Here is a 23,380-nt window from a genome sequence, read left to right as displayed (position 1 = left end):
GGACAACGGTGCCTGCACTTGCGCTATTCCGCCTGCCCATGTGGCCGCCGCGCACACCCACGACCAGACTGTCCCCATGACAGATGCTTCCCTGAACGCCGAGTACGACGTCGTGGTGATCGGAGCGGGTCCGGTGGGCGAGAACGTCGCCGACCGGGCCCGCGCCGCCGGGCTGAGCGCAGCCGTCGTCGAGGTGGAACTCATCGGCGGTGAATGCTCCTACTGGGCCTGCATGCCCAGCAAGGCCCTGCTGCGCCCGGTGGTCGCCCGCGCCGACGCCCGCCGCGTCCCGGGCCTCAGCGACGCCGTGCAGGGGCCGTTGGACACCGCCGCGGTCCTCGCCCACCGTGACACGTACGCATCGCACTGGAAGGACGACGGACAGGTCGCCTGGCTGGAGGGCATCGGCGCGGACATCTACCGGGGCCAGGGCAGGCTCACCGGCAAGAAGGCGGTGTCCGTCACCGCGCCCGACGGCACGGAGCACCGGCTCACCGCCCGCCAGGCCGTCGCCGTCTGCACCGGCAGCCGCGCCGTCGTCCCCGACCTGCCCGGCATTAAGGGGGCCCGCCCCTGGACCAGCCGGGAGGCGACGAGCGCCAAGAAGGTGCCCGGCCGCCTCGTGATCGTCGGCGGCGGCGTGGTCGGAGTGGAGATGGCCACCGTCTGGCAGGCCCTCGGCGCCCGGGTGACGATGCTGGTCCGCGGCAAGGGGCTCCTGCCGAGGATGGAACCCTTCGCCGGCGAACTGGTCGGGCAGGCCCTCACCGAGGCGGGCGCCGACATCCGCACCGGGATCTCGGTCGCCTCCGTACGGCGCGCGGTCCCGGACGGCCCGGTCACCGTGGAACTGGCGGGCGGCGGACACATCGAGGCCGACGAGATCCTCTTCGCCACCGGCCGGGCCCCGCGCACCGACGACCTCGGACTGGAGACGGTGGGCCTGGAGCCCGGATCCTGGCTCACCGTCGACGACAGCTGCCGCGTCGAAGGCACCACCTGGCTCTACGCGGTCGGTGACGTCAACCACCGGGCGCTCCTCACCCACCAGGGCAAGTACCAGGCACGCATCGCGGGCGCCGCGATTGCCGCCCGCGCCGCCGGCGTGCCGCTGCTGGAGACCGATCGCTGGGGCGCCCACTCCGCCACCGCCGACCACGCGGCCGTCCCCCAGGTCGTCTTCACCGACCCGGAGGCCGCCTCGGTCGGCCTCACGCTCGCCGAGGCCGAGCGGGCGGGCCACCGGGTACGCGCCGTCGACCAGGACTTCGCCGCGGTGGCCGGCTCCGGCCTGTACGCGGACGGCTACCGGGGCCGCGCCCGCATGATCGTGGACCTCGACCGGGAGATCCTGCTCGGGGTCAGCTTCGTCGGACCGGGCATCGGCGAGCTGCTGCACTCGGCGACGATCGCGGTCTCGGGCGAGGTCCCCATCGACCGGCTGTGGCACGCCGTACCCGCGTATCCGACGATCAGCGAGGTCTGGCTGCGCCTGCTGGAGGCGTACCGGGACGCGTAGCCGCCCGAGGTGGGCCGGCCGTGAGGACGGCCGCGAGCAGCGATTTCGTGTACGGATGCCGCGGCGCGTCGAACACCTCCTCGGCCGAGCCCTCCTCCACCACCTCCGCGTCCTTCATCACCAGCACCCGGTCGCTGATCCGCCGGATCACCGACAGATCGTGCGAGACGAACAACAAGGCCGTTCCCAGGCGCCGTTGGAGATCGTCCAGCAGATCCATGACCTGTTCCCGCACCGAGGCGTCGAGCGCCGAGACCGGCTCGTCGCACACCAGGATGCCGGGGGACGGGGCGAGGGCCCGCGCGATGGCGACGCGTTGGCGCTGGCCGCCGGAGAGCTGGTCGGGGCGGCGGTGCAGATACTCGGGGCCGAGGCCCACCAGGCCCAGGAGTTCGAGCGTCCGGGCGGCCCGGTCCTCGTGGCGCGGGATGCCCTCGGCGATGATCCGGGACACCGTGAAGCGCGGATCGAAGGCGCTGTACGGGTCCTGGTGGATCAGCTGGATCCGGGCGCGGCGCGGTTGCCGCAGGCGTTCGGGTAGTTCGGACCAGGGTTCGCCGTCCATCCGCACGGTCCCGGAGTGCGGTCGCAGCAGACCGGTCACCAGCCGGGCCACGGTGCTCTTGCCGGAGCCCGACTCACCGACCAGTCCGACCGTCTCACCCGCGCGCAACGTGAAGGAGACATCGCGCACCGCCGTGCGCGCCCCGTACGACAGCGACACCGACTGCACTTCCAGCACGGTCCGCGTCCGCTTCGGGGCGCGCGGCGGGGACCGCAGCACGGACGCCGCCAACAGGGCGCGGGTGTACGGGTGCCGAGGTGCCGCGAGCAGTGCGGGCGTCGGCCCCGTCTCCACGACCGCGCCCCGCCTCAGCACCGCCGTACGGTCCGCGATCCGCGCCACGACACCGAGGTCGTGGCTGATCAGCAGCAGCCCCGTGCCGTCCTCCTTCGCCCCGGCCAGCAGGTCGAGGATCTGCGCCTGCACGGTCACGTCGAGTGCGGTGGTCGGTTCGTCCGCGATCAGCAGACGGGGGCCGGCGGCCAGCGCCGAGGCGATCAGTGCCCGCTGCCTCAGCCCGCCGGAGAGTTCGTGCGGATACTGCGCCGCCCGCGCCTCCGGATCGGGGACACCCACCCGGCGCAGCAACTCGACGACCCGTGCGCCGATCCGTGACCGGTCCGCCGTACGGTGCAGCCGCATCGGTTCCGCGACCTCGGCCCCGATCCGGCGCAGCGGGTCCAGCGACACCAGCGCGTCCTGGGCGACCAGCCCGACGGCCCGGCCCCGCACGGTACGCCAGTCGCGCGCCCGGAAGCCGGTCGCGTCCCGCCCGTCCACCCGCAGCGTCCGCGCACTCGTCCGCGCCCCGGCCCCGGGGAGCCCGAGCAGGGCGCGCGCCACCGTGCTCTTGCCCGACCCCGACTCGCCTACCAGGGCCAGGCACTCGCCCGCGGCGACGGAGATGCTGACGTCCCGCACCGCGTGCACCGCGCCCGGCCCCCCGCCCCCGGACCCGAAGCGCACATGGAGGCCCTCGACGGTCAGCAGCGCACTCATGCCCCGGCCCCCTTCGGCGCACCGGACCGCAGCGACCGGCCCAGCACCGTCACCGAAAGCACCACCGCGACGATCGCCAGCCCGGGGAAGGTCGCCGTCCACCACGCGGTCGCCAGGAACTCCCGGCCGTCCGACAGCATCGAGCCCCACTCCGCGGCCGGCGGCGGTGTGCCGAGCCCCAGGAAGCTCAGCGCCGAACCGGAGATCACCGCCGTCCCGGTGCCGATGGTGGCCAGGACCAGCAGCGGCCCCGTCACATTGGGCAGCACATGGCGCAGCACGATCACCGGCCGTCGCACCCCCAGCACCTGCGCCGCCTCCGCGTAGTGCGACGCGACGGCCAGGAGCGACTGGCCCCGCACCAGCCGCGCATAGGTGGGCACGGCCGCGATGCCGATCGCCACCAGCACATTCGCCGTACCCGACCCGACGACCGTGACGACCAGCAGCGCCAGCAGGAGCTCCGGGAAGGCCAGCAGCACATCGAGACCACGCATCAGGATCCGGTCGACCACCCGTGGCCCCGTCGCCGCCAGCAGCCCGACGACGAGCCCGGCCAGCACACCGAGGGCGGTCGCACCGAGCCCGATCGCCAGCGACGGGCGTGCTCCGTACACCACCCGGGACAGCACATCGCGCCCCAGCTCGTCCGTGCCGAACGGGTGCGCACCGCCGGGCGGCCGGAACGCCGACACCACATCCGTGTCGTTCGGCGGGTGCGGGGCGAGCAGCCCGGGGAAGACCACCGCCACCGCCAGCAGAGCCAGCACCCCCGCGGCGACCGCCGGAGCCACCCGTCGCCCCTCCCGGCGGCCGGGCCGCCCGCCGGTCCGTGCGACCGCCCTCATACGCTCGCCCCTTCCGTACGCAGCCGCGGATCGATCACCAGGTAGGCGAGATCCACCAGCAGATTCACCACGACGAACGCCGCCGCGGACAACAGCACCAGCGAGGTCACCACGGGGATGTCCTTGGACGTCACCGCCGTCACCAGCACCCGGCCGAGCCCCGGCCGGGCGAACACCGTCTCGGTGAGCACCGCCCCGCCCAGCAGGCTGCCGACGACCCATCCGGACAGGGTGGCCACGGGCAGCGCCGCGTGACGCAGGGTGTGGCGCAGCAGCACCGTCCGCTCGGTCGCGCCCCGGGCCCGCGCCGTCAGCGCGAACGGCCTGGCCAGCGCCTCGTCCAGCTCCTGCCGCACGACCCGGGCCAGCACCCCGCCGATCGGCAGCGCGAGAGTGAGCGCGGGCAGGACCAGCGCCGCCGGACCCCGGTCGCCGGCGGCAGGCAACAGCCGGAAGCGGTACGACAGGAACGTGAGCGCCAGAATGCCGAGCCAGTACGACGGCACGGACACCGCGAGCAGCTCAAGACCCGAAGCCACCGCGCGGGCGACCCGGCCGCGGCCCGCGGTGGCGACGGCCGCGACGAACGCGATGAGCAGCGCCAGCACGGTCGCGGTCAGCGCCAGCTCCACCGTCGGCCCGATCTGGCCCGCCAGCACATCGCCGACCGGCAGACCCAGCTGGTACGAGCGGCCCGGATCCCCGCTCAGCAGACCGGCCAGCTGCCGCAGATACTGCACCGGCAACGGATCCCCGAGCCCGTAGTCGGCCCGGATCCGCTCACGCAGCTCGGGCGTCGCCGCCGTCGAGGGGCCGAGCACCGTGTCCACCACATCACCCGGGACCAGGTGCAGCACCAGGAACGACACGGTGGCCGCGCCCCACAGCACCAGCACCCCGGAGCCGAGCCGGCGCGCCACGGGCATCGCCCACCGATGAATCGCGGACATCAGCGGCCGTCCACCCACGCGCTCTGGAACAGCGGCCACGCCGAGGCGTCGAACGTCACGTCGTGCGCCCGGCCCCGGACCCCCAGCTGGCGGGTGCCGACGAACGCGGGCAGCGCGTACCCCTGCGAGACGATCCGCCGCTGCACCTTCGCGTACAGCGCCTCGCGCTCCTTGCGCGCGGTGGTCGCCCTCGCCGTGTCCAGCCAGCCGTCGATGCGCGGGTCGTGCAGCCGGGAGCCGTTCGCCCCGCCCTCGGCGAGTTGGCTCCCGGAGTGGAAGACGGTACGCAGCAGGTCCGGGTCCGAGCCGCCCCAGGCGAAGGCGATGATGTCGTAGTCGCCGCGATTGCGCACCGGGGTGTAACTCCCCGCGTCCAGCGGCTGAAGCACCAGCTCGATGCCCGCCTTCCTCAGGTCGTCCTGGACCGCGGTGTCGAAGGTGCGCCGCTCGGACTTGGTGTACGCCGGGACGTACAGCAGGGTCAGCCGGAACCGTGCGCCGTCCCTGGTCCGGTACCCGTCGGAGTCCCGGCCGGTCCAGCCGAGTCCGTCGAGCAGCGCACCCGCCCTGGCCGGGTCGTGCTTCCAGCTGTTCTCCAGGGAGGCGGCGTAGCCGGGCGTGGACGGGCTGAGCGGGCCCCAGGCCCGCCGGTACTGGCCCGCGAAGACGGCCTCGGTGATGGCCTCGGTGTCGACCGCGTGCAGCACGGCGAGCCGGGCGTCCCGCCGGTCGAACGGGGCGCGTTCGGTGTTGAGGAAGTACGAGTAGACGATGCCGGGCGAATCGTGGCTGCTGATGGAGAGGCCCGGCTGCGACTTCAGCGCGGCGATCCGGTTGGCGGGCAGGGAGTCGGCGACGTCCGCCTGACCCGAGGTCACCGCGCCGACCCGGGTCGCGTTCTCCGGGAGGAACGTGACGACCAGCCGTTCCGGATGGGCGGGGCCGGCGTTCTTCGCGGAGGCGGGTGGCCACGCGTAGGACGTGTTGCGGGCGAAGACGAGCTGCTGGCCCTTGACGCGCGAGACGAAGGTGAACGCCCCCGTGCCGACCGAGGCGGAGCCGCCCGCGGCCAGCTCGCCCGGACGGTCGCGCAGCGTCTCGGGCGAGTGGAAGCCGAGATACGTCGTCGACACGGCATGCAGGAACGAGGCGTACGGCTCCTTCAGCCGGACCGTCACCGTGTGCCGGTCCACGACGTCCGTGCGTTCGTACGGGCCGATGAGGGTGGCCGCGTACTGGGACTTGGTGGCCGGGGCGACGATGTGGTCGAAGTTCGCCTTCACCGCCGCCGCGTCGAACGGGGTGCCGTCGGTGAACTCCACATCGTCCCGGAGCCGGAAGGTGTACGCCCGCCCGTCGTCCGAGACCTTCCACTCCTTGGCCAGCCACGGTTCGAAACCGCCGTCCTGGCGCTGCGCCACCAGGGAGTCGAAGACATTGCGCAGCAGCACCCCCACGATGTCGGCCGGGGACACATGGGGGTCGAAGTTGTCCGGCTCGACGTCGGTGGCGAAGGTGAGCGTCCCGCCGTCGCGCGGCGCACCGCCCGCACCCGAGGAGGACTCGGCCGCGGAGCCGGCGGAGCAGGCGGTGAGGCCGGCCGCCGTCAGGGCACCGGCGGACAGCAGGAGGAAGGACCGGCGAGTGGGCACGGCAGGGCTCCGTTCAGAGGTGTGCGACGGGAAGGTGGAGGAGGGACGGGGAGTCAGCGTGGGCGCGGCACCGCGCGCCAGGCCCGCACCGTGACGCGGTAGACCTCGCCGTGTTCCGCGGTCCGGGCGGCGGCGGCCCGGCCGACCGCGTCGAAGAACTCGGTCTGCCGGTCGTCGGGGAGCAGCCGGCTGAAGTACGTGCCGAACGTGGCGGCGTGGAAGTCCCGGTACTGCCGGTCGCCGGCGGCCCGCACCGGCACCGTGCGCTCGTGCGACTCCTCGATCGTGAAGTGCCGTTCCAGCAGGGCCTGTACGTCGTCCGCCGGCCGGGCCCGTATCCCCATCGGCACCACCCCCGACAGGTCGGCCGGGGCACCGAGCAGCCGCAGGGCGTCGACGGCGACGACATCCTCGCCACCGAGGCCCGCAGGGTCCGTCATCGGGTGATGCGTCGTCAGGACGAAGGCCCCTTTGGGCGCCAGATGGCGGGCGACCCAGGCGAACGCGCGGTCCTCGTCCGGGTGCAGCCAGTGCAGCACGGAGGTCATGAACGCCACGTCGAACCGGTCGTCCAGGGCGGGCAGACTCAGCAGATCCCCGGTCAGCAGCTCGGCCCGCCCGGCGAGCCGCACCCCGGCCTCGCGGACCCGGTGGCCGGAACCGTCGACCCCCACCGCCCGCGCCGCGTCCGGCCAGCGCTCCAGCGCCTCCTCCAGCAGCGCCCCCGTCCCGCAGCCCAGATCGAGCAGGGTGCGCGGGCCGTCCGGCGCGAGGCCGAGGACCCAGTCGTGGTCCTGGGCCTGCCGGATCCGGCTGACGTCGTCGTACCCGGAGAGGGTGCGGGCGCGGTCGAGTATGTCGTCGGTCATGGCGGAACGGTCCCTTCACAGCGGGGCGTCGATGAGTGCCGCGATGCGCTCGCGCACCGCCGACAGATCGTGGTTGCGGTACAGGTTGATGCGATTGCGCGCGAGGTCGCCCCGGTGCACGTACTCGTACAGGTCCTGCCGCTGCCCGAAGCTGTCGGCCGTCAGATCCCAGGCGAGCCTGAACAGCCGGGACTTGTGCTCGGCGTCGATGCCCCTGCCGCGCATGTACCGGTCCAGCAGCGGCCGCAGCTCGGCCGCACGCAGATCGTTCTCGGTGGGCTGCATGAGGATTCCCGACTGTCCGATGCCCCGTACGATCCGCACCGCACGCCCGGCCACCTGCGCCGCCCACACCGCCGCGGCCGGGGTCGGCCCGGGAGCCAGCAGCCCGCTGTCCGTGCGGTACGCGGTGGCCTCCCCGGCGTCCAGGAAATGGTCGAGGACCTGGGCGTAGCCGGCGAGTTCCCCCAGGTCCTCCTGGATGTTGCGGAATCCGTCGACCCCGATCGACTCCGCGAGCAGCGAACCGACCCCGAGCAGGGTGCGCAGCCGCTCGCGGTAGCGGACCTGGCCGATGTACTGGCTCCACGCGTTGATCCGGCCGAGCCCCTCACGGGCCAGTGCCCCGTCGCCGAGCAGGAACACCCGGTCCCACGGCACGGTCACGTCGTCGAAGAACAGCATCGCGTCCTGTTCGTCGTACCGGCTCGCGAAGGGATGGGCGTGCCCGTGCGGTTCGCTGCCGAACGGCTCGCGGCACAGGATGCGCAGCCCCGGCGCGTTCAGCGGCAGCGCGAACCACAGCACGAACTCCTCGGCGCCCCGCCGGGCGAACGAGGCCGAGAGATAGACCAGCACCTCGTGCGCGAACGGGGCGAGGGTGGTGAGCTGTTTGGCCCCGCGGACCACGATCCCGGCACTGTCCTCGCGCAGCACCCGCAGCGCGTGGTCCGGGTTGTCGACCGGACTGGCCGACCGGTCGATCTGCGGGTCGCCCAGCGCGTGGGTCAGCAGCAGATCGCGCGAGGCCGCGAAACGGTGGTACGCCTGCGCGTTGGCGCCGAAACCCGGCCGGTTGGTCTCCAGCCGGTGCCGGAAGTCCAGCAGGCCGACGGCGATGGACGACATGAAGGCGGGGGAGCGGCCGTGCTGGCCCCAGGACTCCCGCATCCACACCTCGGCGCTGTCCCGGGCCGCCCTCAACTCCTCGGCGGTGCGCGGCGGATGGTAGCCCCGGCCGATACGAAGACCCGACTGCGGGTCCTCGACCGTGAGGAGGTCGCGGTGCGCCGGGTCGTGCTGGAGGTCGAGCAGCCGGGAGAGCTCGGCGACCGGGGCGGCGAACGCCGGATGCTCGGCCACGTTCTTGATCTCTTCGCCGTCCAGCCACACACTGCGCCCGTCGTCGAGACCGGCCCGGAACCGTGCGCCGTCGAGCACGCCCAGCGGTTCGACGGCCGAAGTGAGAGAGGAAGTCATGGTGAGGTCCCTTGCTGATGCGGGAGAGGGTTCTGATGCGCGGCGGAGCCCTGCCGCGACGGTTGTGTCCTGTGCTGGTGCGGGACATGGCCGAGGCTGTGGTAGCGGCCGGCATGGTGCACGAGCGGCGGACCGCAGCCGGTCCGCACACCGACGACCTGTCCGATGAGGAGCGCGTGGTCCCCGCCCGGCGTCACGGTGACCAGCCGGCAGTCGAACCAGCTCAGGCAGTCGTCGAGGACGGGCGCACCGGTGCGCTCCCGCCCCAGGCCCACTGGCGGCGGCTGCGCCCGGCCGCGCTCGGGTGCCGCGTAGTAGTCGGCGACCTCCTGCTGGTCGTGGCGCAGGACGTTCACCGACAGCACACCGGAGGCGCGTGCCGCCCACACCAGCGGGCTGTGCCTGCCGATCGCCACGGCGATCAGCAGCGGATCGAGGGAGAGCGAGGCGAAGGCGGAGACGGTCTTGGCGGGGGTGCCGTCCCGGTACCGGGTGGCCACGACGGTCACCCCGGTGGGGAACGTCCGCGCGGCTGCGAGGTACTCCGCCGCCGTCGGCCCGCCGTGCCCGGTCGTGAGACTCATCGCACCCTCACCCCATGGGTGTCGAGCCAGCGGTCCACGGCCAGCAGATGGTCGAGCCCACCGGTGGGGTGGGGTGCGGCACGCGGTCCCGGCAGCGGTGTGCCCGCCGCCAGGTGCCGTTTCACCGCGTCCCGGTCGACCAATTCGAAGACCGGGCCGTCCCGTCGCACCAGGTCCTCGGCGAGCGCCCGGAGGGTCTGCCCGTAGCCGGGCGCGGAGCTGGCCGGGTAACCGCTCTTGGGCCGGTGCAGCACGCTCGCGGGCAGCAGATCGCCGACCGCCCGCCGCAGCAGCCCCTTGGGGACCCCGCCCGTGTTCTTCAGCGACCACGGCACGTTCCACAGGTACTCGACGAGCCGGTGGTCCGCGAACGGCACCCGCACCTCCAGACTCGCCGCCATGCTCATCCGGTCCTTGCGGTCCAGCAGGGCGGGCAGCCAGCGGGTCAGCGCCAGATGGGAGATCTGCCGGGCACGCCGTTCCCGGCCCGACTCGCCCGCCAGGTGCGGGACTTCGGCGAGCGCGTCGGCGAACCGCTGGGCGGCGTACTCCCCGGGCCGGACCCGCGCCGCGAAGTCCGGCCGCAGCAGGCTCGCCGGGGACGGTCCGCCGCTCAGCCAGGGGAAGGTGTCGAGCGGCCGGTCGTGGTGGAAGTACGGATAGCCGCCGAACACCTCGTCCGCCACCTCGCCGGACAGCGCGACCGTGACATGCCGCCGCACTCCCCTGAACAGGAGGTACAGCGATACGTCCGGTTCGCCCCAGCCGGGCCGGTCACGGGCCCGGAGCCCGATCGAGCGGTGCGCCAGCAGCTCGCTGCCCGGCACCGTCACCGCCGTGTGCGCGGTGGCGAGCCGGCCCGCCAGCTCGTGGATGTACGGCGCGTCGCTGTCCCGGTTCCAGTCGCCCAGCCGCTCGGGCTGCTCGTCGGGCGGGAAGTCCACCGAGAACGTCGCCACCTTGTCGCCGCCGCCTTCGGCCGCCGCCAGCGCGGTCAGTGTGGAGGAGTCGAGCCCACCGGAGAGCAGCAGCCCCAGCGGAACATCACTGACCAGCTGACGCCGCACGGCATCGGTCAGGAGCTCGCGCACCCGGGCGGCGGTGGTGTCGAGGTCGTCGGTGTGCGGCCGGGTCTCCAGGGTCCAGTACGCCCGCTCGCTCACCCCCGCCGGACCGAAGCGGACGGTGTGCCCCGGACGCACCGTCCGCAGCCCCCGGAACACGGTGAGGCCCGGCGTCGGCGCGGACGGCACCGCGAACAGCTCGGCCAGCCCCTCCGCGTCCGTCTCGGCGGTGAAGAGCGGGTTCGCCAGGACCGCCTTCGGCTCCGAACCGAAGAGCAGATGGCGGTCACCGGCCGTCCAGTACAGCGGTTTCACCCCGAGCCGGTCACGGACCAGCAGCAGCTCCTGCCGGGGCACGTCCCACACGGCGTACGCGAACATCCCGTTCAGCCGGGGCACCGCGGCCTCGCCCCACTGGAGGTGGGCCCGCAACACCACCTCGGTGTCCGAACCGGTACGGAACCGGTGCCCCAGCGCGGTGAGTTCGTCCCGCAGCTCGCGGAAGTTGTAGACCTCGCCGCTGTAGGTGATCGCGGCCAGGACCCGCCCTTCGCCGTCGCGGGCCTCCATCGGCTGGGTGCCGCCCTCGACATCGATGACGGCGAGCCTGCGGTGGCCGAGGGCGGCGTGCTCGGAGAGCCAGATGTCCCCCGCGTCGGGACCGCGCAGCACCATGGTGTCGGTCATCGCCCGCACGGTCCGGGCCTCGGTCCGCAGATCGCGGTCCCGGTCCACCCACCCGGCTATGCCGCACATTGCGCCTCCCAGATGCAACCGGGGCCGTCGGGGCCCTCGGTGAGTTCATGGTGTGCGGCAAAACCCTTGGCGGCGATGTTGGCGCCGGTGGCGTGCACGCAGTACTCGCAGGGCGACGCGAGCGTCAGCCGTACGCCACGGGCGCGCGCCTGCTCGCGGTAGTCCCAGATGGCACAGTGCGAGATCTCCAGCACGGCGCGTTCGGCGCCGTCCTCGACGACGCGGTAGCGCGATCCGTACAACTCGGCCTGGCGGGCCACCCGGAGGATCGGGTCCAGTGCGCCACGGCCGTGACCGGCTTCGACATAGCGGTGGACCTCGGCGCCGGCCCGTGCCCAGGCTGCCAGTTCGCCGTGCCCGTACCGGGACACCAGGAACCGTTCCATCAGGGCCTGGGCGCGGAAGAAGACACGCTGCCAGTCGTCGGCATCGGCTTCGGCGCCCCGGCCCGGCAGATCGGCGAAGATCTCCGAACGCACCGCGATCCAGTCGTCGATGTCCTGGCCGCCGCGGGTCTCGGTGAGATACCGCGTCAGGCCGGCCTCGGCCTCGAAGAGGCGCTGCCGCCACAGTGCGGCGCGCTCCGACGGGCTCATGTCGGTGGAGTACTTCTGCTTCATCAGCAGCTCTTTCGACCGGAGAAGAAGGACTTCGGAAAGAATGAATTCGAAATTCCTGACGCAGAATAGGAATGTCGGTTCGACTCCGTCAATGGCAATTATTGAAGCGGTGTACCGGTCATCCTGTGACCCTGAATAACAGCATCCGCGATGAATTCCTGAGGAGCCCCGGGCCGATTACGCTGATCCGATGGTGCTGTTCGAGGGATTTGATTCGCTGACCGTCGCCGGGGCCGACGGCGGGCCCGTGCGTGTCCGCAGGGCGGGCGAGGGGCCACCGGTGCTCCTGCTGCACGGATTTCCGCAGACGCACGCGATGTGGCATGCCGTCGCCCCCCGACTGGCCGCGGAGTTCACCGTCGTGGCCACCGATCTGCGCGGGTACGGGGAAAGTGGGCGGCCCGTCCGGACCGGCGACGGCCCGTCGCCGTACAGTAAACGTGCCATGGCCGGCGACCTCGTCCGGGTGATGGGCGAGCTGGGCTTCGACCGCTTCGACGTGGCGGGCCACGACCGGGGCGCCCGGTGCGCCTACCGGCTGGCCCTGGACCATCCGGATCGGGTGGGCCGGCTGGCGGTGCTCGACATCGTGCCGACGGCGGACGCGCTGGACGCGGTGGACGCACCGGGGGCCAGGCAGCTGTGGCGCTGGTTCCTCATGGCCCAGCCGTATCCCGTGGCGGAGCGGATGATCGCGGGCGACCCCGAGACGTTTCTCTTCGGGGCGCACGCCCGGCTGTTCGCGCCCGAGGCGCTCGCCGCCTACCGGGCCGCCGCTACGGACCCGGCCGTCCTGCACGCGATGTGCGAGGACTACCGGGCGATGTTCGGACCGGACCTGGAGCAGGACCGGGCGGATCTGCGGGCCGGGCGGCGGATCGAGGCGCCGGTGCTGGCCCTGTGGGGCAAGCGGTCGCACACCGAACAGCGCCATGACGTACTGGCCGTATGGCGGCGGTGGGCGCACGACGTACGGGGCAGGGCGCTGGACTGCGGGCACTTCCTGCCCGAGGAAGCGCCCGCCGAGACCTACGCGGAACTGCGCTCCTTCTTCGCCGAGGCCGCCACCGGATGACCGGAGGCCGCCCGGTCCCGCCCGATCCGGACGATCTCCGCACCCGTGCCGCGGCTCTCCCGCACCAGCCGGGACACCAGTTCACGATCGCCGGGACCGACCGGCGCCTGCACCACGATCAGCGCCTCCGGGTCGTCGACCGGGCGGAATGCGGAGAACAGCAGGTCGAGCCCGCCGTGGCGGGGGAGCAGCACCGAGATCCGGCGGGCCGTCAGATCACCGACGCCCTGGCACTCCCACCACTCGGTCAGCTCGGGGAAGTCCCCGCGCAAGGTCGCGTAGATCTCCTGGGTGCGACGGTCGGTCGCGGCGAGCCGCGCGGTCTGTCCCCGGAAGTGGGCCAGCACGGCACGCGCCACCGGCTCCCAGTCCAGCAGCGTCGAACGGAACGCCGGACTGCCGGCCACGCACCACATCAGATTGCGGCGCTCGGCCGGGATCGCGGCCGGATCGGACCATACGGCGGCGTACGCCTCGTTCCACGCGGTGATGTCGAAGCGCGAGTCCAGCAGCACCGCGGGGCTGTTCTCCCAGGTGTCCAGCAGGCACTGCATCCGGGCGGCCACCTCGTCGTGTCCCGCGCCGTCCGGAGCGGGCGGCAGCAGTCCGGACAGGGCCAGGACATGTCGGTAGGACACCGCGTTCAGCCCGAGCGTGCGGGCCACCGCCTCCAGCACCTTCCGCGACGGGATCACCCGGCCCTGCTCCAGCCAGGTGTACCAGGCGAGCCCGACGCCCGAGAGCGCGGCGACCTCCTCTCGGCGCAGACCGGGCGTGCGGCGCCGGCCGGTGTCGGGCAGGCCGACGTCCCGCGGCAGGCGCCTTTCGCGGTGGGCACGCAGGAACGCCCCCAGTTCCTTGGAATTGGCGAACTGACGGCTCTCGCCGACTTCTTCGCCGGGATGCGCGGTCGTATGCGCGGAGCTGTCCATGGATGTGTCCAGGGACTTTCTCACGGACTTGTCTGCGGAATTGTTCGCGGATGCATTCACGGATGCATTCATGGGAAACGGCCTTCCGGATCGGCGGGATGAATGAGGGATCAGTGGGGTCGCTGTTGTGCGTCCCTACATCGCCGACACCGTCCGTACGGCCCGGAATTCACGACTCCGTCGCCCGACTGCATGCCGCCCCCCCCGATTCTCCGCGATCCTGCGGTTTTCAAGGGCCAGCCTATCCGCGTCCGCTCCACGGCTGTCCGGTTTCCCGTCAGTTGTCCGTCAGGCGAGATGTTCCGTTAAGAATTCCGCAACAGAGCCGACGGCCGCCACCGCCTCGGGCTGCCGCTCCACGGCCGACTGCCAGCAGTGCGTCGTCCCGTCCCACATCTCCACCCGGCAGTCCCCGCCCGCGGCCGTCATCCGGGCACCGAAGCGCTCCGTGTCGTCCGCCAGCACCTCCGCACGGCTCGCCTGGAGCAGCACGGGCGGCAGGGCGGCGAGGGCCGCCCCGTCGGCGAACAGCGGCGACGCGGCGGGGGCCCGGGGGTCGGCGCCCGCGAGGTAGAGGGAGGCGGAGTGGCGCAGCGACGGCCGGTCGAGCACCGGATCGGTGGCCGCGCACCGCTCGAACGCCGGTGATTCCAGGGTGAGATCGAGCCATGGTGACAGCCCCACCGCGGCTGCGGGCATCGGGAGCCCGGCCTTCTGCGCCTCCAGGAGCAAGGCGAGCGCCAGACCCCCGCCGGCCGACTCGCCCAGGACGGCGATCCGGCCGGCGGGAACGCCGCCCCGCAGAAGATCCGCGTACGAGCGGAGCCCGTCCTCCACGGCTGCGGGGAACGGGTGCGCGGGCGCCAACCGGTAGGCGGGCACGATCACTTCGCAACCGGTGAGGTGGGAGAGACGGGTGGCGAGCGGGCGGCTCAGCTCCGGAGCGCCCGCCCGGTAGCCGCCCCCGTGCAGATGCAGCAGCACGGGCCGATCGCCTCCGACGGGCGGCCGGAAGCGCAACACCGGCCGCCCGCACATAAATTGAGTGTCCGTCATGTCCGCAGGTCCGCGAGGATTCCGGTCAGCGCTTCCGGCCTCCCGCGCAGCTCGGGTGTCGGTGCGACGTAGAGCAGCAAGGTCGTCACCCCGGGGTGCAGGAAACCGTCGATCTGCTCGCGCAGCGAGGCCGGCTCGCCGTGCAGCCACAGCGCGTCGACGAGCCGGTCGGGCAGTGCGGCGGCGGCCCCGCGACGGTCACCCGCCTGGTAGGCGTCGTACGACTCCTTGAGCGACTCCCCGCGCCCGAGCCACTCGTGGAACGCGTGATAGGGCTTCTGGTTGAGGATCCAGCCGAGGAAGCCGCGGCCCGCGTTCCTGGCGTACGCCGCGTCGCGCGTCGGGCAGACGAAGAGTTTCACCACTGTCTCCCGGTCCGGTGGCGGGGTGCCGTCCGAACCGTCGACGCCCCCTTCCGCCCGTCCGGCCGCGATCACCCGCGGGACGTCCTCGGCGGTGAGGAGATTGACGACCGCCCCGTCCCCGTCCCCGTACGCCACCCCGAGCATCCGTGGCCGCAAGGCCCCCACCAGCACCTTCGGTGGTCTCGACGGGGTGAAGCCGAGACTGAAACCGGGGGCCGAGAGCGTCTCGTACGCATCGCCCACCGGCTCCCCGTGCAGCGCCCGCTTCAGGAACCGGACCGTGTCCCTGACCCTGGCGAGCGGCCGGTCGTGCGCCCCGCCGTTGAGGGCCGTCGTATGGGCCGGAACGGAAGCGCCGACGCCCAACAGGACATCGCCCCGGGCCAGTTCGGAGAGCGTCGCGGCGGTCTGGGCGAGGATGCCGGGGCCGCGCGTGAAGACCGGCACCACTCCCGTACCCAGACGGAGTTCCGGCTGCCAGGCCGCCGCCGCGGCGAGCGGTGTGAAGGCGTCGATGCCCCCGCCCTCCCCGGTCCACACGTCGGTGAACCCGAGATCGGGGAGCGCCTCGATGGTGCGACGGTGATCGGCCAGGGCATGGGCGGGCAGCGGCAGATTGATGCCCCAGCGGACGGCGTTCATGGATGTACGTACTCCTGTGGGTCGCGGATCTCAGGTTGCGGCGGGCCGGGGCGACGGGCGCCCGCGTGGCACGGGCGTCCGGCCGCGCAGGCGGCGAAGCGGGCGTTCGACCAGGTAGTGGCTGAGCGCGGCGCATCCGACGGACAGCACCACCGTGACCGGGAACAGCACCAGGAAGTCCGCCGATCCGGCCCGCTCGCCGGTCGTGCGGAGCCAGGCCTCGACCACGACCATGTGCCACAGGAACAGCCCGTACGAGATCTGCCCGAGCCAGGCGGGCACCGGCCGGGACAGCAGATGGGCGGGGGTCGCCCGCTCCGGCCGGGCCGGCCCCAGGGCCAGCGGTGCCACCAGTCCCACCGCGACCACGAGATACAGCGCGTGCTCCAGCAACGCCTGGCCCACCGTCGGGTAGCGCAGCGTCGACCCGGTGAGCGGTGTCGAGACGAGGACGTACGCGCCGAGGGCCACGCCCCAGCACAGCCACGGCCTGCGGGCGAAGGCGGGCGGCTCCGCGGCCCGGGAGGCGACGACGGCCAGCGCCATGCCCGCCGCGAAGTACCCGGCGTACTCGGGCAGCCACAGCTGGGCCGGCGGATAGGGCCCGGCCGACGGCACATGGGTGAGCACCACCGACAGCAGCGTCACCGCCTCGACGGCGCCGAGCACACCGAGCACGACCGCCGCCCTGCCCCGTCGCAGCAACGGGTGGAGCACGGCGGCCAGCAGGGGGAGCACGGCGTAGAACGACACCTCGGTCGCCAGGCTCCAGGTCTGCGGAAGGCCGGCCGGGAGCGGGTCGGAGCCGTAGATGTGCAGCAGCAGGAACGTCCGCAGCGCGGGCCGGAGCGCACCGAGGGTGTCCCGCCCGAACCACACGAGCGCCACCAGCGCCACCAGCCAGTAGGCGGGCAGGATGCGCACCGCCCGGTGGCGGAGATAGCGGCCGGTGGCGGGGCGCGGACCGCCGTCGCGGGCCGCGTCGGCGAACGGGCGGTAGAGCAGCAGCCCGGACAGCACGAAGAAGATCGGCACCCCCACGGTGAAGCGGGAGACGACCGGCCCGAGCGGCCCGGCCTCGCCGATGCCGAGCCAGCTGGAGGCGACCTGACCGGTGTAGATGCCCACGTGCAGGGCGATCACCAGCAGCGCGGCCACGGCGCGGAGCCCGTCGAGCGCGAGGGCACGGTTGCGCCCGGTGTCAGGAACGCCCATCGGTCGCCGCCTCCTTCCGGCCGGGCTCGGCCGGTGCGGAACCGGCCTGCCCGGCCTTCTCTGCCGGCACCGGGCGCAGGCGGCCCACCAGCGGCAGCGCGGTCAGCCCGGCCAGCACCGCGAGACCGCCGCCGACGACCGCGGAGCCGGTGTCCGCGTGCGCGAAGGTACCCGCCACCGCGACGCCGACCGCCGTACCCGCGTACAGCGTCGCGCTGTTCCAGGAACTGGACGTCGCCCCCAGCTCCGGCCGCGACGACACCAGCAGCGTCTGGACGAGCGTTCCGAAGGCACCGCTCGCGAAGAACCACACCAGCACCGCCGCGTACGCCAGGATCGAGTTCGCCCCGAGCGCGGCCGGCACCGCGGCACCGCCCAGCAGCAGGCACCACACCGGGATCCACCACGCGTCGCCGGAGCCGCGCTCGCGCGCCCGGTCCCCGATCCGGCCCGCGGCCAGCGAACCCAGCGCACTGCCGGCCCCGACCAGGATGCCGAGCAGGCCCAGTTCGTCGACGGAGAGACCGAACCGGTCGTGGAGCGCCGAGCCGAGGAAGGTGTACGCCCCGAGGTTCGCGGCCTGGAGCAGGAAGACGACGATCAGGATGTGCCGCAGCACGCCGTCGCGCCAGACCGAGAACACCGCGGTGAACCGCAGCGGCACCGCCTCGTCCCCCTTGTCCGGCCGGTCCTTGATCTGGGCGAGCAGCAGGGGCGCCGAAGCCGCGGTCAGTGCGGTGAGCGCCCAGAACGAAGCCCGCCAGCCGCCCCAGCCGGCCAGGAAGCTGCCGGCCGGAACGCCCAGGACCTGACCGGCGGAGAAGAGCGCCATCCCGAGCCCGACGGCCCGGCCGCGGACCGGGGCCGGTGCCGTCTCCGCGATGTGGGCCCAGATCGACGGCCCGGCCAGCGCCGCGCCCAGGGCTCCGAGGACACGGGCGACGACGAGGACCGTCAGATTCCCGGCCACCGCCGCGAGGGCGTTGCCCAGCAGGAACAACAGTGTTCCCACGAGAATGGTCGGACGTCGGCCGAAACGGTCCGACACCGCCCCGAGGAACGGTGCGGTCAGGGCGTACACCAGGGTGTACGCGGTGACCGTGCTCGCCGCGGCGGCCACGGAGACCCCGACCGAACCGGCGATGGTCGGCAGCAGCGGCGAGACCAGGAAGGTCTCGGTGCCGATCAGGAACAACAGCAGATACACACCCGTGTACGTCGCCCACGGCACCCGGGCGGGTGGCGACTGGGCGGGCGGTGCCTCGTCGGCGACGGGTGGGGTGGTCTCGGGCACGGCATTCCTCTCGCCGGACGGCGGCTGACGAGGCGATCGTTCCGCTGCGCGCGCCGGGCAGCCAGATCCCGAATCATGCTGGTACTGGCACACACAGGCTGCGGCGCAGCGCCGCCAGGAACCGTTCGGCGAGGACGGGGTGTCCGGCGGGCCCCGGATGCAGCCGGTCCAGGCCCTCGGGCTCCAGCAGCAGTCCGGCCTCGCGCGGGCCGAACACATCGAGCCCGTCGATGTAGTGGAGATCGATGTCACCGTGCCGGCGCAGGAGTTCGACGGCCTCGCGGGTGCGTGCCCGGCAGTCCCGAACGGTCAGGCCGGAGGGCCCGGCGACCGTCTCACGGTCCGGCGCGATGATCGTCGACATCAGGGCGAACGGCGTCGTCGGATGCCGCTCGCGGACAGTGGTCACGAATCCGACGAGGGCCGAGGTGAAGGCAGCCGGGCTGTGGCTCCCGAGCGCCTGGATGTTGATGCCGACGCACGCCGTGAGCAGTTCGGCGGGCAGATCGCGCATGAGCCGGGCCGTCATCGGCTGGAGGCAGCACGCCGCGCCGAGCGCGATGGACGTCAGATCGAGCCCGGCACGCCCGGCCACCAGCGCGGGCCAGGCCCTGGCGGGTGAACGGGCGCCCCGGCCCTGCGATATGGAGCTGCCGTAGTGGACCCAGCGCGGGCGCTCGCGGTCGTCGTACGCGACGCTCGCCGCCCGGTCGACGACGAGCTCCCGCAGTCGGAACTGGTGGTACGCCGGGAGCCAGAGCTCGACGGTGGTCATCCGCCCCGGCAGCCCGGACACCAGGAACTCGGCGTCCTTCCCGTCGCACCGGAGCTCCACGGTGTCGGTGATCCGGCCGTCCCGCACCACGTCGAGACGGGGCTGTTCCTGCGGCCCGGCGAGCCGCGGTGCGGGGTCGGCCCGGTAGCGGCAGCCGATCTCCCGGCTGTCGGTCCGCAGCGCGACGCGGACACCGGCGGGCATCGCGGCCCGCCCGATCCCGCCCTCCGGCAGATGCAGTTCCGCCTCCCGGTGGGGCACCCGCCAGGGCGCGACCCAGCCCGGTCCGTACTGCAACGACACCGCTCCGCGAAATCGCAGCACGGGATCGTCCCCGGCCACGACACGTTTCGCCGGCATTCCCGCCACCTCCCCGAGTCGATCGCCATCCTCGGCGGGCGGGGCGGTCGCAACCAGTCGTTGCGGATGCTGTGACCAGGACTCACCGGCAGGGCCGGCGGGCCGGGGCCGACCGCACGGCCGGGCCGCACGGTCGGGCCCGGCGGTCGGGCCGAACGGTCAGGCGGGCGGCCGGAGGTCGCTGGTGGTGACCCGCACATGGTCGACGACGAGTTGCTGCGGGAAGGAGGTGCTGCCGTCCGGGTCGCCGGGCCAGTAGCCGCCGACCGCGAGGTTGAGGATCAGGAAGAAGGGCTTGTCGAACACCCAGTTGTTGCCCCCGAGGTCGGCGGGCGTACGGCGCTGGAAGACGTTTCCGTCCACCGACCAGGTCACCGAGCCGGGCGCCCAGTCGACGGCGAAGGTGTGGAAGTCGTCGGCGAACGCCTGGCCGCCGGGCAGGGTGTAGGCGGCGCCGATGCCACCGGAGCCGGAGTAGCCCGGACCGTGCAAGGTGCCGTGGACCGTGGACGGTTCGAAGCCGACGTTCTCCATGACGTCGATCTCGCCCGAGTTCGGCCAGCCGACCTGGCCTATGTCGTCGCCCAGCATCCAGAAGGCCGGCCACATGCCCTGACCCCGCGGCACCTTCATCCTCGCCTCGACGTGTCCGTACGTCCGGGTGAACCTGCCGGCGGTGTTCAGCCGTGCCGAGGTGTACTCGCAGGTCCCGTACCAGCACCGGTAGTTGTTCGGATTCTCGCGGCGCGCCGTGATGACCAGATGGCCCTGGCCGTCGAGCGCCGCGTTGCTGTTCCCGGCCGTGTAGTACTGCCGTTCATGGTTGTTGACGTTGTCGCCGGTCTCGATCTGCCACTTGGCGCCGTCCACGGCGGAGCCCGCGGGGCCGTCGAAGTCATCGGTGAACGCCGCTGCCGCGGCCCGCGGTCCGGGCGCGGGCACTCCGGCCGCGAGACCGGAAGAGGCCGGGACGAGGGCGAGTGCGGAGAGCGCGCAGAGCGCGGACAGAAGCAGTCGGCGGGGTGGGCGGGGGGAGGTCATGGGGGTCCTTCCCGTGCGGAACAGAGTGGTCGAGTGGTTGCCATGCATATGACAAACACACTTTGTGGGGGAGCAGGGAGAGGTCTTGGTTCTGTATGCGATTTAAGAAGTGAAGCAACACGGTGTCAAGGGCTTGGTATGGACCACACTTCTTGCATTCAGCGACGGGATCAGTCGGCCGGTGCGGGGGAGAGCGGCTGTCCGCACCGCAGGTTCCACCGGCCGGACCGGCCGCTGAGCCCGGTCAGGGTCAGCGGGGCGACGTCCAGCCGCCAGAACGCCTCAGGCGGCAGGGCGAGCGCCCCGACGATCACCGCCCGCACCACCGCCGGCTCGACGACGCCCAGCACGCGGAGGCCCGCCTCGCCCCCGGCGGACTCCAGCGTCTCCAGCCAGCGCCCGGCCCGGGAACAGAGCTCCAGCAGGGACTCGCCGCCATGGGGAGCCGCCGAGGGGTCGGTGAGCCACGCCGACACCGCCTCCGGCTCCTCGGCGCCGACCGCCGCCAGCCGTCGGCCGCTCCAGCGGCCCATGTCCCAGCCGCGGACGGCCGGTTCGGGCCCGGCGCGCAGCCCCAGCGCGTCGGCGGTCCCGGCGCACCGCTCGGACGGCCCGCGCAGCTGCCGGTCGGCGGCGGGCACCGCTGCCGCGGCGGCCCTGGCCCGGCGGGCCCCCGCCGCGTCGAGCGGCGCGTCGCCGTCGAAACGGGCCTCGCGCAGCGCTGCGTTGAGCGCCGGTGAGATCAACATCACCTGTACCGTCATGACCCGCTCGACTCCCTGAACTCCGGCCCCGCTGTGCCCACCATGGCACCAGGGCGATCCTGCCCGGTCACCGGCACCATGGCGGTGCCTGTCCCCAAGCGGTATGGTCACGGCGAACATGACGTAGGTGTGACGGAAGTCCGGTGAGAATCCGGCACGGTCGCGCCACTGTGAACCCGTACCTGCGCGGGAAGTCAGACCCAGCACCCACGTCTCAGGCACCACGATCGGGACGCGTGTTCCCTCAGGAGGTTCTGCCATGGCACAGACTGCTGCCCCCGCCACCGCCGTACCGGCGATCACCCCCATCTCCCTGAAGGCCATTGCCCCCTGGGCGGTCTTCTTCGGCATCCTCATGCTCGTACTGCTGTACTTCGTCGGCGCCGAACAGGGCGCCACCGCGGTCATCTCCGGCGAAGGTGTCCACGAGTGGGTCCACGACGGCCGCCACCTCCTCGGTTTCCCCTGCCACTGACGTACCGTTCGATCCAGGGGAACCCTCATGAACTCCATATCTGTCAGAGCCCTGCTCGTCCGCGGCATGCTGGCCGGCCTTGCCGCGGGTGCGCTTGCTCTGCTCGTCGCCTACTTCCTCGGTGAGTCGCGCGTGGACGCGGCCATCGCGCTGGAGGAGTCGCACAGCCATCACCACGACGGCGGCGAGGAACTGGTCAGCCGCACCATGCAGTCCACCGCCGGCCTCGCCACCGGTGTGCTCGTCTTCGGTGTGGCGATCGGCGGCATCGCCGCCCTCGTCTTCTGCTACGCCCTCGGCCGGATCGGCAGATTCGGCCCCCGGGCCACGGCCGCGCTGATCGCGGGTGCGGCCCTGCTGACGGTGTACGTCGTGCCGTTCCTGAAGTACCCGGCCAACCCGCCGGCCGTCGGCAATCCCGACACCATCGGCAGACGTACCGCCCTGTTCTTCCTGATGGTCGCCCTCAGTGTGCTGCTGGCCGTCGCCGCGGTCATCCTCGGCAGACGGCTGGCTCCCCGTCTGGGCAACTGGAACGCGACGATCGCGGCATCCGCCGCCTACGTCCTGGTGATCGGGCTCGCCTATGTGTTCCTGCCCTCGTACAACGAAGTCGGCAAGGACTTCCCGGCCGCCCTGCTGTGGGAGTTCCGTCTGAGCACCCTCGCCGTGCAGGCCACCCTCTGGGCGGCCTTCGGCCTCTTCTTCGGCTATCTGACGGACCGGCTTCTCGTACCGGGAGCCGGCACCGCCACGGCCGCGAACAGCGGCGCGAACCGGGCGGCCACTGCGGCCGGCTGACCGGCACCGCACACGGCATACGCGGGCAGGCCGTCGACCGGAACCCCGCCGGGAGCTCCCGGCGGGGTTCCGTCGTCCGCCGTGCACGGGCCGGGCCGACGGCCGGACCCGTCACCGCGGGCCCGGCGGCCTCCGGCTCACTCCTCGGCCCGCGGGCCCCAGTCGATCCGGTAGTACTTCAATGTCCCGTCCTCCTTCACCAGGCGCATACCGACGGCCTCCATGACGCGCTGCGACGCGATGTTGTCCAGGTCGGCGTCACCGTGCACACGGCTCACACCCTGCTCGCGGGCGAACCGGAGCAGGGCGCGCAAGGCCTCGGAGGCGTAGCCCATCCCCCGGGCCGAGGGGACGAGGCCATAACCGATCGTGACGTTCCCGTTCTCGTCGGGCGCGCCGTGGAACCCCATCCCGCCGATCACCTGGCCGTCCTCGCGGCGGCGTATCTCGTACGAACCGAAGGGGCTGGGATCACCGGTGCTCGCGCAGGTGTCGAGAAAGCGCTCGGCCGCGGCCCTCTCGCCGGGGGAGGGGTAGCCGGGCGCCCAGTGCGCCCCGTCCCCCGGTGTGCCCGCCCTCACATGCAAGGCGTCGGAGGCGTTCATCGGGTGGAGCAGGAGGCGTGGGGTCTCTAGGTCGGTCATGAGCGAGTGAGGTATCACGCGGGACGGGCGGCCGGC

The 23,380-nt window shown here is 72.7% G+C and carries 22 protein-coding genes; 4 read left to right on the top strand and 18 right to left on the bottom strand.

All coding sequences use genetic code 11. From position 1 onward, the window contains the following. The first annotated feature begins 76 nt into the window (after window positions 1–76). Window positions 77–1,519 carry a dihydrolipoyl dehydrogenase family protein gene (locus ACFV8T_RS22685; protein ID WP_385330211.1) on the top strand — a complete coding sequence of 481 codons (1,443 nt, stop codon included), beginning with the start codon at window positions 77–79 and terminating at the stop codon, window positions 1,517–1,519. On the opposite strand, the gene ACFV8T_RS22680 is transcribed toward ACFV8T_RS22685, so the two are convergent. From ACFV8T_RS22680 to ACFV8T_RS22640, 9 genes are read right to left on the bottom strand one after another with little or no spacing between them, the layout of a single operon-like run. Next, complete coding sequence (locus ACFV8T_RS22680) at window positions 1,473–3,083, bottom strand: dipeptide ABC transporter ATP-binding protein (RefSeq protein WP_385330208.1); 1,611 nt, start codon at window positions 3,081–3,083, stop codon at window positions 1,473–1,475. The genes ACFV8T_RS22685 and ACFV8T_RS22680 overlap by 47 nt on opposite strands. Next, complete coding sequence (locus ACFV8T_RS22675; protein WP_385330205.1) at window positions 3,080–3,931, bottom strand: ABC transporter permease; 852 nt, start codon at window positions 3,929–3,931, stop codon at window positions 3,080–3,082. The genes ACFV8T_RS22680 and ACFV8T_RS22675 overlap by 4 nt, the downstream gene beginning before the upstream one ends. Then, window positions 3,928–4,881: an ABC transporter permease gene (locus tag ACFV8T_RS22670; protein ID WP_385330202.1), complete on the bottom strand. Its 954-nt coding sequence runs from the start codon at window positions 4,879–4,881 to the stop codon at window positions 3,928–3,930. Before ACFV8T_RS22670 ends, ACFV8T_RS22675 begins: the two co-directional genes overlap by 4 nt. After that, entirely contained in the window at window positions 4,881–6,533 is a 1,653-nt protein-coding gene (locus tag ACFV8T_RS22665; protein WP_385330200.1) for an ABC transporter substrate-binding protein, read from the bottom strand. The genes ACFV8T_RS22670 and ACFV8T_RS22665 overlap by 1 nt, the downstream gene beginning before the upstream one ends. 53 nt (window positions 6,534–6,586) lie before the next feature. Then, window positions 6,587–7,402 carry a class I SAM-dependent methyltransferase gene (locus tag ACFV8T_RS22660; protein WP_385330197.1) on the bottom strand — a complete coding sequence of 272 codons (816 nt, stop codon included), beginning with the start codon at window positions 7,400–7,402 and terminating at the stop codon, window positions 6,587–6,589. Between the two features lie 15 nt (window positions 7,403–7,417). Continuing rightward, window positions 7,418–8,881, bottom strand: a complete 1,464-nt coding sequence (locus ACFV8T_RS22655; RefSeq protein WP_385330194.1) for a 4-hydroxyphenylacetate 3-hydroxylase family protein — start codon at window positions 8,879–8,881, stop codon at window positions 7,418–7,420. Continuing rightward, entirely contained in the window at window positions 8,878–9,465 is a 588-nt protein-coding gene (locus tag ACFV8T_RS22650; RefSeq protein WP_385330191.1) for a flavin reductase family protein, read from the bottom strand. The genes ACFV8T_RS22655 and ACFV8T_RS22650 overlap by 4 nt, the downstream gene beginning before the upstream one ends. Continuing rightward, entirely contained in the window at window positions 9,462–11,285 is a 1,824-nt protein-coding gene (gene asnB / locus ACFV8T_RS22645) for an asparagine synthase (glutamine-hydrolyzing) (protein ID WP_385330188.1), read from the bottom strand. Before asnB ends, ACFV8T_RS22650 begins: the two co-directional genes overlap by 4 nt. After that, window positions 11,273–11,905: a hypothetical protein gene (locus tag ACFV8T_RS22640; RefSeq protein ID WP_385330186.1), complete on the bottom strand. Its 633-nt coding sequence runs from the start codon at window positions 11,903–11,905 to the stop codon at window positions 11,273–11,275. Before ACFV8T_RS22640 ends, asnB begins: the two co-directional genes overlap by 13 nt. Before the next feature lie 190 nt (window positions 11,906–12,095). Between ACFV8T_RS22640 and ACFV8T_RS22635 the strand changes: the two genes are divergently transcribed. After that, window positions 12,096–12,980 carry an alpha/beta fold hydrolase gene (locus tag ACFV8T_RS22635; protein WP_385330184.1) on the top strand — a complete coding sequence of 295 codons (885 nt, stop codon included), beginning with the start codon at window positions 12,096–12,098 and terminating at the stop codon, window positions 12,978–12,980. Here ACFV8T_RS22635 and ACFV8T_RS22630 read toward each other — a convergent pair. The 8 genes from ACFV8T_RS22630 to ACFV8T_RS22595 form a co-directional block, all read right to left on the bottom strand. Next, entirely contained in the window at window positions 12,935–13,912 is a 978-nt protein-coding gene (locus tag ACFV8T_RS22630; protein WP_385330181.1) for a helix-turn-helix domain-containing protein, read from the bottom strand. The two genes, ACFV8T_RS22635 and ACFV8T_RS22630, sit on opposite strands and share 46 nt — an antisense overlap. A 288-nt stretch (window positions 13,913–14,200) precedes the next feature. Beyond that, a complete protein-coding gene (locus tag ACFV8T_RS22625) occupies window positions 14,201–14,896 on the bottom strand; it encodes an alpha/beta hydrolase fold domain-containing protein (protein ID WP_385330178.1) in 696 nt (231 codons plus the stop codon). A 68-nt stretch (window positions 14,897–14,964) separates the two neighbouring features. Continuing rightward, window positions 14,965–15,975: an LLM class F420-dependent oxidoreductase gene (locus ACFV8T_RS22620; protein WP_385330176.1), complete on the bottom strand. Its 1,011-nt coding sequence runs from the start codon at window positions 15,973–15,975 to the stop codon at window positions 14,965–14,967. 30 nt (window positions 15,976–16,005) lie between these two features. Continuing rightward, the gene (locus ACFV8T_RS22615) at window positions 16,006–17,190 is read right to left on the bottom strand and encodes an acyltransferase family protein (RefSeq protein ID WP_385330173.1); all 1,185 of its coding nucleotides are present in this window, start codon (window positions 17,188–17,190) and stop codon (window positions 16,006–16,008) included. Beyond that, complete coding sequence (locus ACFV8T_RS22610; protein ID WP_385330171.1) at window positions 17,177–18,484, bottom strand: MFS transporter; 1,308 nt, start codon at window positions 18,482–18,484, stop codon at window positions 17,177–17,179. The genes ACFV8T_RS22615 and ACFV8T_RS22610 overlap by 14 nt, the downstream gene beginning before the upstream one ends. 73 nt (window positions 18,485–18,557) lie before the next feature. Beyond that, on the bottom strand, window positions 18,558–19,619 hold the full coding sequence (locus tag ACFV8T_RS22605) for a GDSL-type esterase/lipase family protein (RefSeq protein ID WP_385330168.1): 1,062 nt from the start codon (window positions 19,617–19,619) through the stop codon (window positions 18,558–18,560). Between the two features lie 159 nt (window positions 19,620–19,778). Next, window positions 19,779–20,660, bottom strand: a complete 882-nt coding sequence (locus ACFV8T_RS22600) for a family 16 glycosylhydrolase (protein ID WP_385330165.1) — start codon at window positions 20,658–20,660, stop codon at window positions 19,779–19,781. 170 nt (window positions 20,661–20,830) lie between these two features. After that, the gene (locus tag ACFV8T_RS22595; RefSeq protein WP_385330163.1) at window positions 20,831–21,424 is read right to left on the bottom strand and encodes a histidine phosphatase family protein; all 594 of its coding nucleotides are present in this window, start codon (window positions 21,422–21,424) and stop codon (window positions 20,831–20,833) included. Window positions 21,425–21,683: 259 nt separating this feature from the next. On the opposite strand from ACFV8T_RS22595, the gene ACFV8T_RS22590 reads away from it, so the two are divergent. Continuing rightward, a complete protein-coding gene (locus ACFV8T_RS22590; protein WP_124720415.1) occupies window positions 21,684–21,899 on the top strand; it encodes a CbtB-domain containing protein in 216 nt (71 codons plus the stop codon). A gap of 27 nt (window positions 21,900–21,926) precedes the next feature. Further along, window positions 21,927–22,700, top strand: coding sequence for a CbtA family protein (locus ACFV8T_RS22585; protein WP_385330160.1), 774 nt, complete (start codon window positions 21,927–21,929; stop codon window positions 22,698–22,700). Window positions 22,701–22,837: 137 nt separating this feature from the next. Here ACFV8T_RS22585 and ACFV8T_RS22580 read toward each other — a convergent pair whose 3' ends face one another. Then, window positions 22,838–23,344: a GNAT family N-acetyltransferase gene (locus tag ACFV8T_RS22580; RefSeq protein WP_385330157.1), complete on the bottom strand. Its 507-nt coding sequence runs from the start codon at window positions 23,342–23,344 to the stop codon at window positions 22,838–22,840. Between the last annotated feature and the right edge of the window lie 36 nt (window positions 23,345–23,380).

The organism is Streptomyces sp. NPDC059832 (assembly GCF_042731715.1).
Taxonomy (GTDB): domain Bacteria; phylum Actinomycetota; class Actinomycetes; order Streptomycetales; family Streptomycetaceae; genus Streptomyces.
The sequence above is the reverse complement of the archived record's forward strand: the minus strand, read 5'-3'. Positions and strand labels throughout refer to the sequence as shown.

Excerpts from the sequence above, each read along its gene's own strand:
- ACFV8T_RS22685 (WP_385330211.1), top strand. The coding sequence starts at position 77 with ATGACAGATGCTTCCCTGAACGCCGAGTACGACGTCGTGGTGATCGGA.
- ACFV8T_RS22680 (WP_385330208.1), bottom strand. The coding sequence starts at position 3,083 with ATGAGTGCGCTGCTGACCGTCGAGGGCCTCCATGTGCGCTTCGGGTCC.
- ACFV8T_RS22675 (WP_385330205.1), bottom strand. The coding sequence starts at position 3,931 with ATGAGGGCGGTCGCACGGACCGGCGGGCGGCCCGGCCGCCGGGAGGGG.
- ACFV8T_RS22670 (WP_385330202.1), bottom strand. The coding sequence starts at position 4,881 with ATGTCCGCGATTCATCGGTGGGCGATGCCCGTGGCGCGCCGGCTCGGC.
- ACFV8T_RS22660 (WP_385330197.1), bottom strand. The coding sequence starts at position 7,402 with ATGACCGACGACATACTCGACCGCGCCCGCACCCTCTCCGGGTACGAC.
- ACFV8T_RS22655 (WP_385330194.1), bottom strand. The coding sequence starts at position 8,881 with ATGACTTCCTCTCTCACTTCGGCCGTCGAACCGCTGGGCGTGCTCGAC.
- ACFV8T_RS22650 (WP_385330191.1), bottom strand. The coding sequence starts at position 9,465 with ATGAGTCTCACGACCGGGCACGGCGGGCCGACGGCGGCGGAGTACCTC.
- asnB (WP_385330188.1), bottom strand. The coding sequence starts at position 11,285 with ATGTGCGGCATAGCCGGGTGGGTGGACCGGGACCGCGATCTGCGGACC.
- ACFV8T_RS22640 (WP_385330186.1), bottom strand. The coding sequence starts at position 11,905 with ATGAAGCAGAAGTACTCCACCGACATGAGCCCGTCGGAGCGCGCCGCA.
- ACFV8T_RS22635 (WP_385330184.1), top strand. The coding sequence starts at position 12,096 with ATGGTGCTGTTCGAGGGATTTGATTCGCTGACCGTCGCCGGGGCCGAC.
- ACFV8T_RS22630 (WP_385330181.1), bottom strand. The coding sequence starts at position 13,912 with ATGGACAGCTCCGCGCATACGACCGCGCATCCCGGCGAAGAAGTCGGC.
- ACFV8T_RS22620 (WP_385330176.1), bottom strand. The coding sequence starts at position 15,975 with ATGAACGCCGTCCGCTGGGGCATCAATCTGCCGCTGCCCGCCCATGCC.
- ACFV8T_RS22615 (WP_385330173.1), bottom strand. The coding sequence starts at position 17,190 with ATGGGCGTTCCTGACACCGGGCGCAACCGTGCCCTCGCGCTCGACGGG.
- ACFV8T_RS22605 (WP_385330168.1), bottom strand. The coding sequence starts at position 19,619 with ATGCCGGCGAAACGTGTCGTGGCCGGGGACGATCCCGTGCTGCGATTT.
- ACFV8T_RS22600 (WP_385330165.1), bottom strand. The coding sequence starts at position 20,660 with ATGACCTCCCCCCGCCCACCCCGCCGACTGCTTCTGTCCGCGCTCTGC.
- ACFV8T_RS22595 (WP_385330163.1), bottom strand. The coding sequence starts at position 21,424 with ATGACGGTACAGGTGATGTTGATCTCACCGGCGCTCAACGCAGCGCTG.
- ACFV8T_RS22590 (WP_124720415.1), top strand. The coding sequence starts at position 21,684 with ATGGCACAGACTGCTGCCCCCGCCACCGCCGTACCGGCGATCACCCCC.
- ACFV8T_RS22585 (WP_385330160.1), top strand. The coding sequence starts at position 21,927 with ATGAACTCCATATCTGTCAGAGCCCTGCTCGTCCGCGGCATGCTGGCC.
- ACFV8T_RS22580 (WP_385330157.1), bottom strand. The coding sequence starts at position 23,344 with ATGACCGACCTAGAGACCCCACGCCTCCTGCTCCACCCGATGAACGCC.